18 protein-coding genes and 1 other annotated feature are annotated in these 16,485 nt (G+C 41.1%); of the genes, 13 read left to right on the forward strand and 5 right to left on the reverse strand.

Annotated elements, in window-relative coordinates; genetic code table 11:
* The first annotated feature begins 32 nt into the window (after window positions 1-32).
* From pdxJ to AAEZ02_RS06640, 3 genes are all read left to right on the forward strand, one after another.
* Window positions 33-770, forward strand: a complete 738-nt coding sequence (gene pdxJ, locus AAEZ02_RS06630; protein ID WP_101034537.1) for a pyridoxine 5'-phosphate synthase — start codon at window positions 33-35, stop codon at window positions 768-770.
* Complete coding sequence (acpS, locus tag AAEZ02_RS06635) at window positions 770-1,156, forward strand: holo-ACP synthase (RefSeq protein WP_124012232.1); 387 nt, start codon at window positions 770-772, stop codon at window positions 1,154-1,156. The genes pdxJ and acpS overlap by 1 nt, the downstream gene beginning before the upstream one ends.
* A gap of 284 nt (window positions 1,157-1,440) precedes the next feature.
* Window positions 1,441-1,962, forward strand: a complete 522-nt coding sequence (locus tag AAEZ02_RS06640; RefSeq protein ID WP_351075992.1) for an Mpo1 family 2-hydroxy fatty acid dioxygenase — start codon at window positions 1,441-1,443, stop codon at window positions 1,960-1,962.
* A 60-nt stretch (window positions 1,963-2,022) separates the two neighbouring features.
* Here the strand turns inward: AAEZ02_RS06640 and AAEZ02_RS06645 are convergent, their stop codons facing one another.
* Window positions 2,023-3,303, reverse strand: coding sequence for an HlyC/CorC family transporter (locus AAEZ02_RS06645; protein ID WP_101034540.1), 1,281 nt, complete (start codon window positions 3,301-3,303; stop codon window positions 2,023-2,025).
* 153 nt (window positions 3,304-3,456) lie between these two features.
* Window positions 3,457-4,245 carry a cytochrome C assembly family protein gene (locus tag AAEZ02_RS06650; protein WP_101034541.1) on the reverse strand — a complete coding sequence of 263 codons (789 nt, stop codon included), beginning with the start codon at window positions 4,243-4,245 and terminating at the stop codon, window positions 3,457-3,459.
* Window positions 4,246-4,526: 281 nt separating this feature from the next.
* On the opposite strand from AAEZ02_RS06650, the gene ffh reads away from it, so the two are divergent.
* From ffh to AAEZ02_RS06690, 8 genes are all read left to right on the forward strand, one after another.
* Window positions 4,527-5,900: a signal recognition particle protein gene (gene ffh, locus AAEZ02_RS06655; RefSeq protein ID WP_124012231.1), complete on the forward strand. Its 1,374-nt coding sequence runs from the start codon at window positions 4,527-4,529 to the stop codon at window positions 5,898-5,900.
* Between the two features lie 229 nt (window positions 5,901-6,129).
* A complete protein-coding gene (gene rpsP / locus AAEZ02_RS06660; RefSeq protein WP_101034542.1) occupies window positions 6,130-6,381 on the forward strand; it encodes a 30S ribosomal protein S16 in 252 nt (83 codons plus the stop codon).
* A gap of 21 nt (window positions 6,382-6,402) precedes the next feature.
* Window positions 6,403-6,933, forward strand: a complete 531-nt coding sequence (gene rimM, locus AAEZ02_RS06665; protein ID WP_101034543.1) for a ribosome maturation factor RimM — start codon at window positions 6,403-6,405, stop codon at window positions 6,931-6,933.
* Between the two features lie 15 nt (window positions 6,934-6,948).
* Window positions 6,949-7,695: a tRNA (guanosine(37)-N1)-methyltransferase TrmD gene (gene trmD, locus AAEZ02_RS06670; protein WP_101034544.1), complete on the forward strand. Its 747-nt coding sequence runs from the start codon at window positions 6,949-6,951 to the stop codon at window positions 7,693-7,695.
* Window positions 7,696-7,728: 33 nt separating this feature from the next.
* A complete protein-coding gene (gene rplS / locus AAEZ02_RS06675) occupies window positions 7,729-8,085 on the forward strand; it encodes a 50S ribosomal protein L19 (protein ID WP_101034545.1) in 357 nt (118 codons plus the stop codon).
* Between the two features lie 348 nt (window positions 8,086-8,433).
* Window positions 8,434-9,525, forward strand: coding sequence for a 3-deoxy-7-phosphoheptulonate synthase (locus AAEZ02_RS06680; protein WP_101034546.1), 1,092 nt, complete (start codon window positions 8,434-8,436; stop codon window positions 9,523-9,525).
* An 11-nt stretch (window positions 9,526-9,536) separates the two neighbouring features.
* Window positions 9,537-10,676: a bifunctional chorismate mutase/prephenate dehydrogenase gene (gene tyrA / locus AAEZ02_RS06685; RefSeq protein ID WP_124012230.1), complete on the forward strand. Its 1,140-nt coding sequence runs from the start codon at window positions 9,537-9,539 to the stop codon at window positions 10,674-10,676.
* 295 nt (window positions 10,677-10,971) lie between these two features.
* The gene (locus AAEZ02_RS06690) at window positions 10,972-11,316 is read left to right on the forward strand and encodes a hypothetical protein (protein ID WP_101034548.1); all 345 of its coding nucleotides are present in this window, start codon (window positions 10,972-10,974) and stop codon (window positions 11,314-11,316) included.
* A 177-nt stretch (window positions 11,317-11,493) separates the two neighbouring features.
* On the opposite strand, the gene AAEZ02_RS06695 is transcribed toward AAEZ02_RS06690, so the two are convergent.
* Window positions 11,494-13,440, reverse strand: a complete 1,947-nt coding sequence (locus AAEZ02_RS06695; RefSeq protein WP_124012229.1) for a chorismate mutase — start codon at window positions 13,438-13,440, stop codon at window positions 11,494-11,496.
* A 58-nt stretch (window positions 13,441-13,498) separates the two neighbouring features.
* Window positions 13,499-13,620, reverse strand: a sequence feature (Phe leader region).
* Window positions 13,621-13,744: 124 nt separating this feature from the next.
* Entirely contained in the window at window positions 13,745-14,098 is a 354-nt protein-coding gene (gene hpf / locus AAEZ02_RS06700) for a ribosome hibernation-promoting factor, HPF/YfiA family (RefSeq protein WP_101034550.1), read from the reverse strand.
* A gap of 519 nt (window positions 14,099-14,617) precedes the next feature.
* On the opposite strand from hpf, the gene AAEZ02_RS06705 reads away from it, so the two are divergent.
* Entirely contained in the window at window positions 14,618-15,283 is a 666-nt protein-coding gene (locus AAEZ02_RS06705; protein WP_124012228.1) for a cytochrome b/b6 domain-containing protein, read from the forward strand.
* Window positions 15,284-15,418: 135 nt separating this feature from the next.
* On the opposite strand, the gene AAEZ02_RS06710 is transcribed toward AAEZ02_RS06705, so the two are convergent.
* Entirely contained in the window at window positions 15,419-15,868 is a 450-nt protein-coding gene (locus AAEZ02_RS06710) for a c-type cytochrome (protein WP_124012227.1), read from the reverse strand.
* 300 nt (window positions 15,869-16,168) lie between these two features.
* Between AAEZ02_RS06710 and trpR the strand changes: the two genes are divergently transcribed.
* Entirely contained in the window at window positions 16,169-16,447 is a 279-nt protein-coding gene (gene trpR, locus AAEZ02_RS06715; RefSeq protein WP_101034553.1) for a trp operon repressor, read from the forward strand.
* Window positions 16,448-16,485: the final 38 nt, after the last annotated feature.

A 16,485-nucleotide genomic window follows, 5' to 3' on the forward strand; every position in this document is an offset into this window, starting at 1 on the left:
ATTGTGTTATTTATTACCTTAAGGAGCTCGATGTGAGCGGAATACTGTTAGGCATTAACATCGATCATATCGCGACACTGCGTCAGGCTCGCGGTACTCACTACCCCGATCCGGTGCACGCCGCGGCAGTGGCAGAGCATGCTGGTGCAGATGGCATTACTATACATCTACGTGAGGACCGACGTCATATTCAAGATCGTGATGTGTATTTGTTAGCAAAAACATTGAAAACGCGAATGAACTTTGAGTTTGCTGTCACGGAAGAAATGATCGCCATTGCCTGTGATATAAAACCTGCTTACGCTTGTTTAGTGCCAGAGAAGCGTGCAGAGCTGACGACTGAAGGTGGTCTTGATGTTGCTGGTCAGTTAGAGAAGGTTAGTTTAGCCGTCATCCGTTTAGCCGCAGCAGGCATTAAAGTGTCATTGTTTATCGATGCTGATAAAAGCCAGATTGATGCCGCCGTTGCTTCTGGTGCACCCTATATCGAAATTCATACGGGTTGTTATGCAGATGCCAAAACCGATGCACAACAGGCTGTTGAATTAGCTCGTATCATCGAAATGGCAAAGTATGCCCATAGCCAAGGATTGGTCGTCAATGCCGGTCATGGTTTGCATTACCATAATGTTAAAGCGATTGCGGCAATACCAGAGCTTTATGAGCTTAATATTGGTCATGCTGTCATAGCAAGGGCGGCAATTGATGGCTTAGACACTGCCGTTAGAGACATGAAAGCATTGATGCAAGCTGGGCGTAGAGGCGAGTAATGGCCATTGTGGGAATTGGGACTGATATTGTTGAGATAGAGCGCATTCGCGAGCAACAAACTCGCTTGGGTGACAAACTGGCCAAAAGGGTGTTAACGCAAGCTGAGTTAGCTGTGTATTGCGCTTCTACATTACCGGAGCGTTACCTTGCTAAGCGTTTTGCTGCTAAAGAAGCTGCTGCCAAAGCCTTAGGTACTGGGATTGGACGTGGCGTATCATTCCAGCATATTCACACCAGCAATGATGAATATGGTGCACCTTTGGTGACCTTCACTGAGGGGGCTGCCAAAAGGTTAGCTTTGTTAGGTGGTGTAAAAGGTCACTTGTCTATTGCTGATGAAAAACATTATGCCATCGCAACCGTCATTTTAGAGTCAGCTGATTAGCGCCATCGGCTGACTAACTATCGTTAACAATGAACCGCCTAGAAATTAACCATTCCCATAGCTGCCATCCGCAGTAATCTTAGTCAATCTTCAGCCCTAAATCTTCAGTGTTAAATCTTCAGTCTCAAATCTTCAGGGATAAATCTAAGCCTGCATCAAGGTTAAGCGACAAATGTTTTATGATGTTATTTACTCAGTAAATAAGCTAAATTAACATTAGTATCGAATAGGGACATTTATATGAGCTTGGATATTCGTGATAATCATAAAGATATGGAGCAATGATGAAATCGGCAGTAGAACAACTTTCAACTTATAAAAGTGTGCACTTAAACCCACAAAATATAAAGACGCATTTTGTTGGTGTGCCGATGATTGTTTGGTCGGCATTTCTAATGCTGGGGACACTTCGCTTTGCATGGCAAGATTATCAAGTCAGTCTAGCGATGATATTAGCTGTGGTGGTGTTGTGCTACTACATGGCGCTTCACATGCGCTTAGCACTTGGTCTAGTCTTGTTTATTTTGCCGGTGTTATATACCACCGAGCAGGTTGTTCATACTTCACACCCATTTATGATTGCCATGGGTATTTTTGTGATCGGTTGGATTATTCAGTTCATTGGCCATAAGTTTGAAAAAGCTAAGCCTGCTTTTATGGATGATCTCAATCAACTACTGATAGGACCATTTTTCTTGATGGCAGAATTGTATTTTATGCTAGGTTTGGAAAAAGAGTTAGCCGCCGAAATAACCCCAATAGCACATGAAAAACGCCGTGCGTTGGAGGCTAAACGTCATCCTTAGCGATGAGGCATTAACCGCAATAAAAAAGGCGCATGCTGCGCCTTTTTTATAAGTGATAACCTATTCGTTATCATCAATGAGCTGTAAATTACTCGGTAACACTCTGACTGTTTTAATCATATTATCCGCAACATCGATGACATCTATTTGATAATCAACTATGCGTAAACTAGTATTTGCTACTGGGATCTCTTCGAGGAATTCAATAATCAGACCGTTTAAGGTTTTGGGACCATCAATCGGCAAGTTCCATTTCATTTCTTTATTAAGATCACGAATGTTAATCGTGGCATCAATGATGAAACTACCATCTTGCTGGATATTAATGTCTTCACTGGCAGTGCTAAGCATCGAGGTTGTAAAGTCACCGACAATCTCTTCCAGAATATCTTCCAAGGTTACTAAACCCTGAATATCACCGTATTCATCGACAACAAGCCCAATGCGTTCTTTATTTTGTTGGAAATTAGTCAATTGTACGTTTAGTGGTGTGCCTTCAGGAATAAAGTACAATTCTTTGACCGCACGTAATAATGATGACTTGCTGAATTGTTCTTTTGATTGCAAGCGCAATGCATCACGTAAATGAATAAATCCTACAGCATCATCAATATTGTCTCGATACACCAGTACTCTGGTGTGCGGACTTTGCACCACTTGCTTATTAATCAACTTAAAATCGTCATTGACGTTAATGGCATAAATATCTGAGCGTGAAATCATAATGTCTTCGACAGTGACTTTTTCTAAATCTAAAATCGACAGTAACATTTCTTGGTGACGCTGTGGGATGAGCGCGCCGGCCTCATGCACAACGGTGCGCAGTTCTTCTTGGCTTAATGCATCATTTGTTTTGACGGTTTTTATACCCATCAAACGTAAAAATATCGTAGTAATTAGGTTGATTGCCTTCACTAATGGTGACAGCAAGATTAATAACCAACCTAATAGAATGCTCGAGGGGAATGCAATACGTTCAGGGTGCAAAGCGGCAAATGTTTTTGGTGTCACTTCAGCAAACACCAGTATCACAAGGGTCAATACACCGGTTGCAATCGCAACGCCCATATCGCCAAATAAACGCATTCCAATAATCGTTGCTATTGCCGATGCCAGAATATTAACCAGGTTATTACCGATGAGAATGAGCCCGATGAGTCGGTCAGGGCGATCAAGCATTTTTAACGCACGAATCGCGCCTTTGTGTCCATTAGCCGCAAGGTGTCGTAAGCGGTAACGGTTGAGGCTCATCATTGCAGTTTCCGAGCCGGAAAAGTATGCAGACATTACGATTAAAACCAAAAGGAATATAAGGAGTGCGCTGGTAGATATAGCGTCCAAAAAAGGGGCCCCATGAAGTGGTGTGAAATTGACCAACAGGCCGAATTGTCATTAATTTAACGGCCATTATTTATTATTGGCCGTTAGTGTCAAGTTATCTTGTTAATCTATCAATACAATAGAATAAGTTAATGAACTTATAAACGGTTAAAATTAGTTTAATATCAACTCTTTAACAATTCTCGCACCAAAATAAGCCAGTGAAAGTAAGCTAGCGCCAGAGAGACTGTATATCACTGCGGTACGGATTCTACAGCCAACAGTATATTGTTGCCACAACATAATCGCGTAAACGATCCAAGCGATCATGGATAATATGGCCTTATGCCCTTTACCGTCGCCAAACATATCGTCTAAAAATATAAACCCAGTCACGAGTGACAAGCTCAATAAAATAAATCCAATAATGATGAGATGGTAAAGCTGTTTTTCTACCGTCATTAATGGCGGCATTGCAGGGCTCATCATCATCTGCTTTTTCTTAAGTTTATTTTGGATTAACCACAGTTGAATGGCGTACATTGCCGCTATCATCAAAGCACTGTAAGCCATGAGTGATAAAATAATATGAGCCAGAATTTCAGGGTGCAAATCAAAATGAATAATATATTGCGGTGGTAGTAACCATAAAAGCGCTACCGATAAAATTGAGCAGGCGTAAACAACGGGTACAACAATGATGACTTTAAGTTTCGGCATCGTAATGGTAAACGTTAATGCAATAATCCAGTTAACCAATGAAATCACATTGGTTAAACTAAAATTTTGTCCATCGACGGTAAAAATTGCATTTGAAAGTGCAAAACCATGCATGATAACGGCAATACCAGAAGCCACCATGACAGCTTTACGATTCGGCCCTTTTACGTGAAAAAGTCGGCTCGTCACTAAAACTAACGCTAAGCAGTAAAAAAGCATAGCTGCCGCTGAAAAAATAACCATTTAGAATCAACCTATCATAGTAGTTAATGCTGAAAAACTGCGCCCTGATGGTTGAACAATACTACCAAAGCATCACATTTTCATTATTTGTATTAGATTAACATGATCATGGCCTAATATGGCAGTGACCTAAGACGCAAAATTTAACAGTTTCCTGCCTTTAGGGGCAATTAATTTACGTAAAGTTGATTAGTGTTTAAGTTCTTCGTGTTGCAAGTATCGTAATTTAGAGTGGCTTGGGTATAATGGGCTCAATTATTGATATGCTTAAAGAGCCGCCAATGTTTGAAAATTTATCTGACAGACTGTCAAGCACACTAAAAAACATTAGTGGCCGTGGTCGCTTAACAGAAGACAACATTAAAGAAACCCTGCGTGAAGTGCGTATGGCGCTACTTGAGGCGGATGTCGCTTTGCCTGTTGTTAGGGATTTTGTTAACAGCGTAAAAGAACGCGCTGTAGGACAAGAGGTGTCAAAAAGCTTAAGCCCAGGGCAAGCTTTTATAAAAATTGTTCAAAACGAACTTGAAAAAGCCATGGGTGAGTCGAATGAAGCCCTCGACTTAGCGGCAATACCACCGGCTGTGATCATGATGGCGGGTCTTCAAGGCGCGGGTAAAACAACGTCGGTTGCCAAATTAGGTAAGTTTTTACGCACACGTCATAAGAAATCTGTACTTGTGGTGAGTGCTGACGTTTATCGTCCAGCGGCGATTAAACAGCTTGAAACATTAGCCGCAGAGGTTGAAGTTGAGTTCTTTCCGTCTGATGTTAGCCAAAAACCCGTTGATATTGCTAAAGCAGCAATAAGCTATGCAAAATTAAAATTCATTGATGTGGTGATTGTCGATACAGCGGGTCGTCTGCATGTTGATGAAGCCATGATGGATGAGATCAAACAGCTGCATGCCACTGTCAATCCTGTTGAGACGTTATTCGTAGTTGATGCGATGACGGGGCAAGACGCGGCTAATACGGCTAAAGTATTCAATGAAACGTTGCCTTTAACGGGTGTCATCTTGACCAAAGTTGATGGCGACGCTCGTGGTGGTGCTGCATTATCTATTCGCAGTATCACGGGTAAGCCGATTAAATTTCTAGGTGTCGGTGAAAAAACCGATGAATTAGAACCTTTCCATCCTGACCGAATTGCTTCACGCATTTTAGGTATGGGTGATGTACTGTCTTTAATTGAAGAAGTTGAACGTGGCGTCGATAAAGACAAAGCGATGAAATTGGCTTCAAAAGTGAAATCAGGTGGCAGTTTCGACTTAGAAGATTTTCGTGAGCAATTACAGCAAATGAAAAACATGGGCGGAATGATGAACATGATTGAGAAGCTTCCTGGTGTGGGGCAATTACCACCAGAGGCATTGGCTCAAGTTCAAGACGGTAAGATGACTGGACAAATGGAAGCCATCATTAATTCGATGACATTTAAAGAACGTAAAAATCCAGATTTGATTAAAGGATCTCGTAAACGTAGAATCGCCTTAGGTTCTGGGACTCAAATTCAAGATGTAAACCGCTTGTTGAAGCAATTTACCCAAATGCAGAAAATGATGAAAAAAATGTCTGCAAAAGGTGGAATGAAGAAGATGATGCGCGGAATGAGCGGAATGTTACCTCCAGGAATGAAGTTACCTGGTCGATAATATCAGCATCTTTCAAGTACAAAATTAGTTAATCTTAAATTCAATCAGTAGGTTAGGTTATGCTGTTGACTTTATTGCAACAAAACTGGTGAGTTAAAAAACATCAGATTTGGTTGCATTAGTTCAAAAGTCAGGTAAAATCTTCCCGCTTTCTTTCTGGAACTCTTCGCGAACACGGAGTTCCAGTTTTTATTTTTGCTTCTAGCAAATCATTAGAGGAATAAAACGCATGGTCACCATTCGTTTGGCTCGTGGCGGCGCAAAAAAGCGTCCATTTTATAATATCGTTGTTGCTGATAGCCGCAATGCTCGTGACGGTCGTTTCATCGAACGTGTAGGTTTCTTCAATCCATTGGCTCGTGGCCAAGAAGAAACGTTACGTTTAGATCTTGATCGTGTTGAGCACTGGGTTGCTACTGGCGCTGCAACATCTGAGCGTGTTGCAAAACTGATTAAAGACGCGCGTAAAGCTACTGCTTAATCGCGTATAAGGTATAGATAGATGAGTAGTAACCAAGAACTCGTTGTACTGGGTAAATTAGGCTCCAGTCATGGTATTAAAGGTTGGCTAAAAATCACTTCCTATACCGATTCTGTTGAAGGTATTTTCGATTATTCGCCTTGGCTAATAAAAGAACAAGGCGTTTGGCGTGAAGTTAAGGTCGCTCAGTGGCGTTTTCAAGGTAAAGCTGTTGTGGCTGAACTTGAAGGTGTCGCTACCAGAGAAGATGCGCAAATGCTCACGAATTGTGAAATTGCGATCAACCCTGAGCAAATGAAAGAACTCGATGATAGTGAATTCTATCATCGTGATCTTATTGGCTGCGAAGTGACCAATATAAACGGCTATAACATGGGTATTGTTGAGCAGATCGTGGAAACAGGATCAAACGACGTATTACTGGTTAAAGCTAATGCCAAAGATGCCTTCGGCAAAGCGGAACGTATGATCCCCTTTGTCCCTGAGCAGTTCATCAAACAGGTGGATCTGCAAGGGAAACAGATTTTAGTGGATTGGGATCCTGACTTCTAAGTCGAGGTACAACATATGTGGTTAGGGGTAATCACCCTGTTTCCAGAGATGTTTCGTGCTGTTACAGACTTTGGGGTCACGGGTCGAGCCGTGAAAAACGGCCTGCTTGAGTTGCAAACGTGGAATCCTCGAGATTTCACCCATGATAGACATAATACTGTGGATGACCGACCTTATGGTGGTGGACCTGGTATGTTGATGATGGTGCAGCCCTTGCGTGATGCTATCCATGCAGCTAAAGCAGCTGCAGGTGATAGGGCAAAAGTGATTTATCTGTCTCCTCAGGGACGCAAGCTGGATCAACAAGGCGTCACTGAGTTAGCTAAATCAGAACGTTTGATTTTAGTGTGTGGTCGATACGAAGGTGTTGATGAGCGCATTATTCAAACAGAAGTAGATGAAGAATGGTCAATCGGTGATTACGTACTTTCGGGTGGTGAATTACCGGCAATGACGTTAATCGATTCAGTGGCTCGTTTAGTACCCGGTGTACTAGGTAAGCAAGCGTCAGCAGAGCAAGATTCTTTCTCTGATGGTTTACTGGATTGCCCTCATTATACTCGCCCTGAACTATTGGATGGTCTTGACGTACCTGCAGTGCTATTAAGCGGTGACCACGAAAAAATTAGACTTTGGCGTCTACAACAAAGTATCGGAAGAACTTTTTTGAGGCGACCAGAATTATTTGAAAATCTAGCTCTGACTGACGAACAAACGACTTTATTAGCGCAGTTCGTGAATGAAACGGACAAGTCCGCATAGTCAATGCTCAGTTAATACTAGGATGGAGTAATTATGAACAACATCATTAAAATGCTCAACGATGAGCAAATGAAAACAGATGTACCTGAATTTGGTGCTGGTGATACAGTAGTGGTTCAAGTACGTGTAAGCGAAGGTGAGAAAGATCGTCTTCAAGCTTTTGAAGGTGTGGTAATCGCTAAGCGTAACCGTGGTTTGCATTCTGCATTCACAGTACGTAAAACCTCTAATGGCACAGGTGTTGAGCGTGCTTTCCAGACGCACAGCCCATTAATTGCTAGCATCGAAGTTAAGCGTCGCGGACGTGTACGTCGTGCGAAACTGTACTATTTACGTGAGCGTTCAGGTAAGTCTGCACGTATCCGTGAAAAATTGGCAACTAAAAAATAGTTACCGATACAGAATAAAGATGCAGTGTTCGCACAACAACCCGCCGAAAGGCGGGTTTTTGTTTGTGGCGCTTTTAAAAATGTAAAATCGAGAAAGCGAAAAAAGCGCCAGGAGCGGAAAATAAACTAGGCTACAGCTTAGTGCTTAAATAATTTGATTAATATATCAGTGATTAAGTGATTATTTACGCTTTGGCTAAATAAGCCTTGATCTCATTCATTGCTACAGGCATAGTTGCATCTAAGGTGTAATGGTGTAGCGTTACAAAGGTACGATTTGAACGATCCAATACCTAAAAAATAAATCTATTAGTGACCTTTGGTCAGTCGTCAAAAGAGAGTGATAAGTATGCAACAAGATACCATTAATAATGTGCACATTAGTTCAGAGCAAGTGCTAGTGACTCCTGCAGAGTTAAAGCAAGAACTTCCATTATCAACTCATGCTTATCAATATATTCTTAACGCGCGTAAGCAAGTGTCGGATATTGTTCACAAACGTGATAATCGTGTGCTTGTGGTGACAGGCCCTTGTTCTATTCACGATATTGCAGCGGCAAAAGAGTATGCATTAAAACTTAAAAAGTTACATGATGAACTCAGCGATGACTTTTACATCTTAATGCGAGTGTATTTTGAGAAACCGCGCACAACCGTTGGTTGGAAAGGGTTAATCAATGATCCTGATATGGATGAGTCATTCGATGTGGAAAAAGGACTCAGAATGGCCCGTGAGCTTATGATTTGGCTTGCAGAATTAGAGTTACCTATTGCGACCGAAGCACTTGATCCCATCAGTCCACAGTATTTATCTGAGTTGATTACGTGGTCTGCGATTGGCGCCAGAACCACAGAATCGCAAACTCACCGTGAAATGGCTTCAGGTCTGTCTATGCCTGTTGGTTTTAAAAATGGTACCGATGGTAAGTTAGAAGTGGCGATAAATGCACTTAAATCAGCCGCCAGTAGCCATCGCTTTATGGGGATTAATCAAGACGGTCAAGTTGCGTTACTGCAAACCGCCGGTAATCCTGACGGTCACATTATTTTACGTGGTGGCTTAACCCCTAATTATGATGCTGACAGTGTTGCTGTGAGCGAAGCTCAAATTCATAAAGCTAATCTCAGTGCGCGTTTAGTTGTTGATTGTAGCCATGGCAATTCATCAAAAGATCATCAACGTCAAAAAAACGTTTGTGAAGATGTATTTAACCAAATTGAAGCAGGTAATAAATCGATTATCGGTGTTATGCTGGAAAGTAACCTAAATGCTGGTAATCAAAGTGCAGACAAACCCCTTGCTGAACTTAAGTATGGTGTTTCTGTGACTGACGCATGCATTGACTGGGAAACTACTGAAATCATTTTAAAACAAGGCGCTAGCCAGTTGTCTGCAGTATTACCAACGCGTTTTGAGACGCTGCAGGTTGTCAACGGTTAATGGATAAACACATGAACGAAAAAACCACAGCAGGCTTAGAACATCTTCGTGATTTAATTGATGGCGTTGATCAACAATTACTGCATTTATTACGTAAACGCCTCGATTTAGTGGCACAGGTTGGTGCGGTAAAGCACTCGGCAGGTGTGCCCATCTATGCGCCACAGCGCGAAGCATCGATGTTAGCGAAACGTCGAGATGAAGCGCAAAGCATGAATATCTCGCCTCAATTAATCGAAGATATACTGCGTCGACTTATGCGTGAATCTTACCTAAATGAGAAAGATGTGGGGTTTAAGCAGATTAAGCAAGATCTTGGCCATGTAGTGGTGGTGGGTGGGCAGGGCAAACTTGGGCAGTTATTCAGCCAAATGTTAGTTCTCTCCGGTTATGAAGTGAAATGTATTGATAAAAATGATTGGCAAGATTCCGCCGCTATTTTTGATGGTGCTGGACTGGTCATTGTTACCGTACCTATTAATGTGACCTGCGAGGTGATCCGCGACAAGTTAACCCAATTGCCTGAAAATTGTATTCTGGCTGATCTCACTTCTATTAAAGAAGCCCCTTTAGCGGCAATGTTAGCCGCCCATAGCGGCCCTGTAGTGGGTTTGCATCCTATGTTTGGCCCCGATGTTGGTAGTCTGGCCAAACAGGTGGTGGTAGTGTGCCATGGCCGTCATCAAGATGCATATCAATGGTTGCTACAACAGATTGAGATTTGGGGTGCCCGTATTGTCGAAGCTGAAGCTGAACGTCATGATAAAGCCATGCAACTTGTGCAAGCTATGCGTCACTTTTCAACATTTGTATATGGCGTAAACCTGTGTAAAGAAGAAGCTGATATTGATAATTTATTACAGTTTAGCTCCCCTATTTATCGTTTAGAGTTAGCCATGGTTGGGCGTTTATTTGCTCAAGATCCCGAGCTTTATGCCGATATTATTTTTGCGCAACCTGGTAGCCAACACGCGATAAGTGATTATCTCGACAATTATCGTGATGCATTAATTATGTTACAAACTGGTAATAGGCAAGCCTTTGTGGAGCAATTCCAACGTGTCGCTGCATGGTTTGGTGATTTTGCGCCGCAGTTCCAACATGAAAGTCGCACCATGTTGCAATCGGTTAATGATATGAAAAGTAGTTAACCTCTGCTCGGGTTATAAACGCTTATCAAACAGCATTTTGCTCCGCTATTAACGCGTTAATGTGTCTTGTTAGTAGAACAAATAGCATGTTTGATATTGCCGACTTTAAAGAGACTCATTTTTATTAATTTAACCCATCTTTTATCCTAAATTGAGGTAAGTTAGGCTTAAATGAAGTATTATTAATGGGTGTAAATATTGCGAAATAATGACACAAAGCTTATGTTTAGCTACACGATAGCGTGAATAACGTCGTGTTAGATAGGTAATCTTAGTTACCTTTGGAGGATACCCCATGTCGATGATGCCATCGAATATGCTACCTATTCAACAGGTTGAAGATAATTCCTTAGGGCATTGTCTTTATGGTTTAATGAGTGCTTTTCCATTATTTTTTGTACCCGTATTATTGAGTCTTTGGCTTAATTTGATCCAGAAAAACGTTAATCCAGATTCCGTGCTGGGCAGCCATCTGCGTTGGCAACGCATGAGTATTATTGGTTTATGCCCATTTTTTATTGCGGGTTATTGGATCAGTCCATTATGGCTGAGTTTACCCATGTATATACTGGGTGTTAGCTGGTTTAGTTATCGTATTTTTAAAGGCTGGATTAGCCTTAATGATGGTATTGCTGTTTAAGCAAAGATGATGTGGACAAAAAATGCCGAGATAATATCTCGGCATTTTATTTTGTTGATTTAACCTCAACTTAGGGTAAGAGATGGGCTAAAGCGATAAAAAGGGTTTATTCAAGTTGGCAATATCAAATTTGTCCGTTGTTTTGATCGGCGCTTATTATCCCGAACTGAGGTTGATTTAATCTGTCTGGTATAAGTCATGGATCAGATCAGCATGGGACAATTGGTCTTGATGCAAAATGATAATGCCATCGCCTTTTAGCTGCTTAACGGCAATGGCATGAGTACTGATCAGTGCAGGGTTACTGCTAAAACTAGTATTAACGATAACAGGTAAATGACTGCGAGATTTCACTTCAACCAGTCCAGCTAAATCGAGGCTTAACTGCTCAGGGTGAGTGAAACTACGTACGCCTGACTCACACAAGCCTAGTTGTTGATTACCGTGGCTAAGGACAGTGTCAGCTGCTTGTAACCAATCATTGACACTCGCCATGGTGTTTCGTTCTAATATTACCGGTAAATTGACTGAACCTATTAAGGTTAGCATGTCTGGGTTATACATTTGTTTACCGCTTAAGATCAGCATGTCTGCTAATTGACTCGCAATAATAAATTCTTGTTCTTGATCTATCTGCATTATGCACAATAGACCAGCTTGCTTAATGACCTTTGCATGTTGTTTTAACTGTGGTTCATTGAGTTGTTGTTTCAAATCATTTAATACAATGGCTTGAAAACCTGATTCCTTGATGTTCTTAGCTTGGGTTGCCAGCTCGGTATTATCAATCGGTAAGTTGATTTGGTGCAATGCGCTAAATTGTCCAGCACCTATTTGTAAATGTTGGCAGAACAACTGAGTATCTTGTGATTTATAGTCGCGTGAATGTTTTGCTTGGCTGCTTGGCAAAGGTTTGAGCGGCTCTTGTTTTGAACTACCAGGTTCAATCAACAACTGAGCTTGCGATAATTGTGTCGGCTTAACGGTTTCACATGGATAGCAGCCTAATACTTTGATAAAACGGGTAAGGCGTTCTAGCTCTTTAATCGCTTGTTGTACCTCAGTAGTGGCTAAATTGCCATCGATATCGAGGTAAAACATTTCTTCCCATGGCGTACCAGGGATCGGGCGAGATTCTAATTTACTCATATTTAAATTATGTGCTTTCAGTACCAGTAACGCTTCCACTAGTGCTCCAGGTTTTTGTCCTGTCGCCATAATCAAGGTCGTTTTTGCCGGTAGCTGAGAGGGAACCGCTGAGGCTTTTCTGGCGACGACGATAAAACGACTTTGGTTAATTTTTTGGTTTGCCAAACCTTGTTCAATTGCAATCAGCTGGTATAAGGCTCCGCCTTCAGCACTGCCTATGGCCGCCACAGTATTGCTGTCCGCCTCGATAACTTTAGTCATGGCTTCAGCACTACTAGAACAATATTCGAGTTTAATATGGGGATGCTGGCTTAAGTAACGACTGCATTGGCTGATCGGCTGCGGATGAGCGTAAATAGTCTTGATATCAGTTAGTTTGCTGTCTGGCTTAGTGAGCAAGCAATGACTCACTTCTATTGTGGTTTCGCCCACAATCGATAGCGTTGTATGTTGCAGTACGTCATACACTTCATTGATAGATCCTGAAGAGGTATTTTCGATCGGCAAAAAACCATAATCGGCATGACCAGATTCGACGGCATTAACAATGTCATCAAAACTTTGGCAACCAAAATCAAGCATTTCTACTTGGCGGCGAGAGCAGTAACGGCTGGCCGCTAAGAAAGAATAAGACCCTCGCGCACCTAAGTAAGCAACGGTATATTGCTGCTTTTGAGTGTCAGGATTTGCTCTGCCGTGAAGATAAGTTTGTTGAAATAAAACTGAGTCTTCAATAATGCTTTGATAAAGGGAGATGACAAAGTGAGCATCGAGACCTTGTTCACGTCCTTGTTGCACTAGTCGCTCAAGCAGTTCTTTTTCTCGTTGCGTGTCTCGTATCGGTCTAACATCAATTTCTTTACTGCGTGCAACATTTAAGCTCAATTGGCGGCGTTTAGATAACAGCTCTAACAGCGCTTTATCAAGAACAGTGATCTGTTCGCGAGTTTGACTTAACTCTGGTGGTTTTTGCATATTGACCTCAATGTAACGCTACAAACTGACATATTGGAAGATACGGCAGTGTTAATAAGACAAAAAAGCCTCCCAGTTGGGAGGCTTTAGAATTTTCATTTTCGTTTTTACACAGAAAATCCGCCTCCGAAGGTGGGCTGAATAAAAAAGAAAATAAAAAGACTGAGTATTTGTTTGTTCATGGATTAAAAATAAAGCTCCGACAGACGACTGTCAATGTAAATTTATTCATCAAGGTATTAAGTATCTGATTATAGACAAAAGAAAGCGCACCCGAAGGTGCGCTGGTGAAAGATAAATAATATCAAGCGGCGTTTTCCTCCTTATAGACATACTCAAATTCGCTTTCTGTGTCATTTGGTAATGATACATTACGTTGAGCCTGGGGTTTATGGGTCAGGCGATTTAGCTGTTTTTCCAGCTTTTGTCCCATTGCAGTAATCGCTGCGTATAGGTTTTCTCTTTTTGCCTGGGCGAATAACTCTCCACTAGGTAATCCAACTGATGCCTCTATTTTAAACAACTGCTTTTCTTGGGTGATAATAACGTGCGGGTTAATTAAATGAATATCATGTCGACTTAATTTTTCTAATCGTCCTTCGATACGTTCGCGGATAAGGGCAGTGACTTCAAGTTGTTTGCTAGTGATTTTCAGCATATTTCGAACCTTCTTGTTGTTTGCTTAACTCCAGATTACCAAGATTAACCATGTGAATTGTGATCTATGTCACACTTTTGCCGACTGTAACGTTCGAGTGATGCATATTTGATCGCTTAGACATTTTGGACAAAAAAGACCTAAAATATGCTTGTAATGCTGTGTATATAGGCTCATATTTGAATGGATAAGTTAACACTTAATTAGTCTTCAAAGTCATTGTTACTATTTTGGTAACGACAGTACAAGGGTTAAGTCTGGCCTATTGCTGTTCACAACTGCACTAGATACACATTCTAAGTGGTATTTTTCCGCCATGACAAAAAGGTCTCTGAATTTTTTTTCATTCCTCTTTTCACTGTGTTCTTTCTCGGTAACCCCCCCTATATTTGTCCAGTCGTTAGTCAGATAAAGAAACAAAATCATCATTATGTCTATTAGTTTGTAAACTACTTGCTTTGTTTATTACTGATGAGTTTATAATTTGCCAGCAAAACAATAGTATTAAGCAGGTTATTAGTGAGTATAGAACAACAAAAAATAAAGGTATGGGATTTTCCTACACGCTTTTTTCATTGGGCAATGGTACTTTTACTCGGTGGCTTATGGTGGACAGCTGACGTGGGTGAGATGCAATGGCATCAAGTATTGGCTTATGTATTAATGGGCTTAATCGGATTTAGATTGATTTGGGGACTTGTTGGGAGTGAAACTTCTCAATTTAGACATTTTGTTGTCTTGCCTAAGCAAGTTATCAGCTACGTAAAAGCTCAACCAAAACCTTCGACACTGGGCCATAATCCATTAGGTGGTTATATGGTGGTCGTGTTGCTAAGCATTCTTGTGCTGCAATTAACCACAGGGCTATTTGCCACCGATGAAATCTTTACCGAAGGTCCATTGATGTATCTTGTGTCGTCTGATATTGCAGGGTGGTTAACATGGCTACATAAAACCAATTTTAATCTTATTCTAGCTTTGGCTGCGCTGCATATCATTGCCGTGATAGTGCATGTTTTTAAGGGCGACAATATACTTAAAGCCATGTTCAGTGGTTATAAACAAATCAACAAGCAGGTAACGTCACCAACATTACGCTCACCTTGGATGGCATTAGTGATTGTATTCGTTATCTTTGCATGTATTTGGTGGCTATTACTCGAACCTGTGGTCAGTTACTTATAAGTTCAGCTTTATTACCAGCCAATAAAACGCCCATATACATGGGCGTTAATCATTTTACTATTGAACTGAGTTGCGGTTACTCAAGCTAAACTTACCAATCAAATGAGTGACAGGCTAACTTAGCGCCTTGTCACGTTAGTCTTTTTTGTAGACATCGTGACACCCTTTACAGCTTTTGCCTGTGTTAGTAAACGCTTGTTTAATGTTGTTTTCATCAGTTGTTTTAGCTGCAACGGCTAAAGCCGCGGCATTATCTTGAAATGCTGTCATTTTGCTATCAAAATCGGCCTTATCTTGCCAAATTTTTGCTAGCGCTTCAGTATCGCCTTTATCAGAACCGGCAATAAAACCTTCATGAGGTATTTTAGACAGTGCTGCAACATTATCAGCACGAGCACTAAATACAGCTGCATCAAAAGGCTTTTTACCTTTTAGCATCGCACCCATATCACCAAAGTTATAAGCAATTAAGCCAAAAGCCGCTTGGCGATATTCAATGGCATCTGCAGTTTCTTCGAAATTGTTGGCAAACACTGCGGGGATCATCATTGCGGTTACTGCAACGGTTAGTAATATTTTTTTCATCGTTATCCTTCACTTTTTTGTGGATGGTACCGGTTCCATTAGCACTAAATACCCACTTAGTTATGCTAAATCTTATGCAACTGTGCTAATACTAAATGTTAGCTAAATTTTTAACACTAAGTTATGAGGGTATTTATCCTATTCTACACAATTTTATTATCACTTTGTGATATGTTTTATCAACAGCTTACAACAGCTCTATTCATTTTTTATGACACGTTGATCGGGAGTAGTTTTGCACATCGGCGTTATTCCTTGGTACAATTGTAATGTCTGGGCATTACTAAAAAGAGAAAAATAATGCGTGCCAATTGGAATTTAGTGGTAGAAAAAATATTAACCCATGCAAACGAAGATGATTTGTCTGTGTTGTTTCATTTATTATTAACTGAAGAAGAGCGGAGTGCGGTGTCTGGGCGTTTGCAGGTGTTTCAAACGTTATTAGCAGGGGAGTTGAGCCAGAGACAAATTGCTGCAGATCATCAAGTGAGTATTGCAACGATTACACGGTGTTCAAATTATTTAAAAAATATGCCGACAAATCAAAAAAACTTAGTCAAAAAATTGATTCTGGATTAGCTAAGATGCAAAGTCATAATCCTACCGCAATACCTTGC

The sequence above is a fragment of the Shewanella sp. T24-MNA-CIBAN-0130 genome, from assembly GCF_040310185.1.
In the GTDB taxonomy this organism is placed as follows: domain Bacteria; phylum Pseudomonadota; class Gammaproteobacteria; order Enterobacterales; family Shewanellaceae; genus Shewanella; species Shewanella psychromarinicola.

Bases quoted from the DNA above. Each gene is read 5' to 3' on its own strand.
- rimM (WP_101034543.1), top strand. From the start codon at position 6,403: ATGAGTAGTAACCAAGAACTCGTTGTACTGGGTAAATTAGGCTCCAGT.
- AAEZ02_RS06650 (WP_101034541.1), bottom strand. From the start codon at position 4,245: ATGGTTATTTTTTCAGCGGCAGCTATGCTTTTTTACTGCTTAGCGTTA.
- hpf (WP_101034550.1), bottom strand. From the start codon at position 14,098: ATGCTGAAAATCACTAGCAAACAACTTGAAGTCACTGCCCTTATCCGC.
- trmD (WP_101034544.1), top strand. From the start codon at position 6,949: ATGTGGTTAGGGGTAATCACCCTGTTTCCAGAGATGTTTCGTGCTGTT.
- AAEZ02_RS06695 (WP_124012229.1), bottom strand. From the start codon at position 13,440: ATGCAAAAACCACCAGAGTTAAGTCAAACTCGCGAACAGATCACTGTT.
- tyrA (WP_124012230.1), top strand. From the start codon at position 9,537: ATGAACGAAAAAACCACAGCAGGCTTAGAACATCTTCGTGATTTAATT.
- acpS (WP_124012232.1), top strand. From the start codon at position 770: ATGGCCATTGTGGGAATTGGGACTGATATTGTTGAGATAGAGCGCATT.
- ffh (WP_124012231.1), top strand. From the start codon at position 4,527: ATGTTTGAAAATTTATCTGACAGACTGTCAAGCACACTAAAAAACATT.
- rpsP (WP_101034542.1), top strand. From the start codon at position 6,130: ATGGTCACCATTCGTTTGGCTCGTGGCGGCGCAAAAAAGCGTCCATTT.
- trpR (WP_101034553.1), top strand. From the start codon at position 16,169: ATGCGTGCCAATTGGAATTTAGTGGTAGAAAAAATATTAACCCATGCA.
- AAEZ02_RS06690 (WP_101034548.1), top strand. From the start codon at position 10,972: ATGTCGATGATGCCATCGAATATGCTACCTATTCAACAGGTTGAAGAT.
- rplS (WP_101034545.1), top strand. From the start codon at position 7,729: ATGAACAACATCATTAAAATGCTCAACGATGAGCAAATGAAAACAGAT.
- AAEZ02_RS06710 (WP_124012227.1), bottom strand. From the start codon at position 15,868: ATGAAAAAAATATTACTAACCGTTGCAGTAACCGCAATGATGATCCCC.
- AAEZ02_RS06680 (WP_101034546.1), top strand. From the start codon at position 8,434: ATGCAACAAGATACCATTAATAATGTGCACATTAGTTCAGAGCAAGTG.
- AAEZ02_RS06640 (WP_351075992.1), top strand. From the start codon at position 1,441: ATGAAATCGGCAGTAGAACAACTTTCAACTTATAAAAGTGTGCACTTA.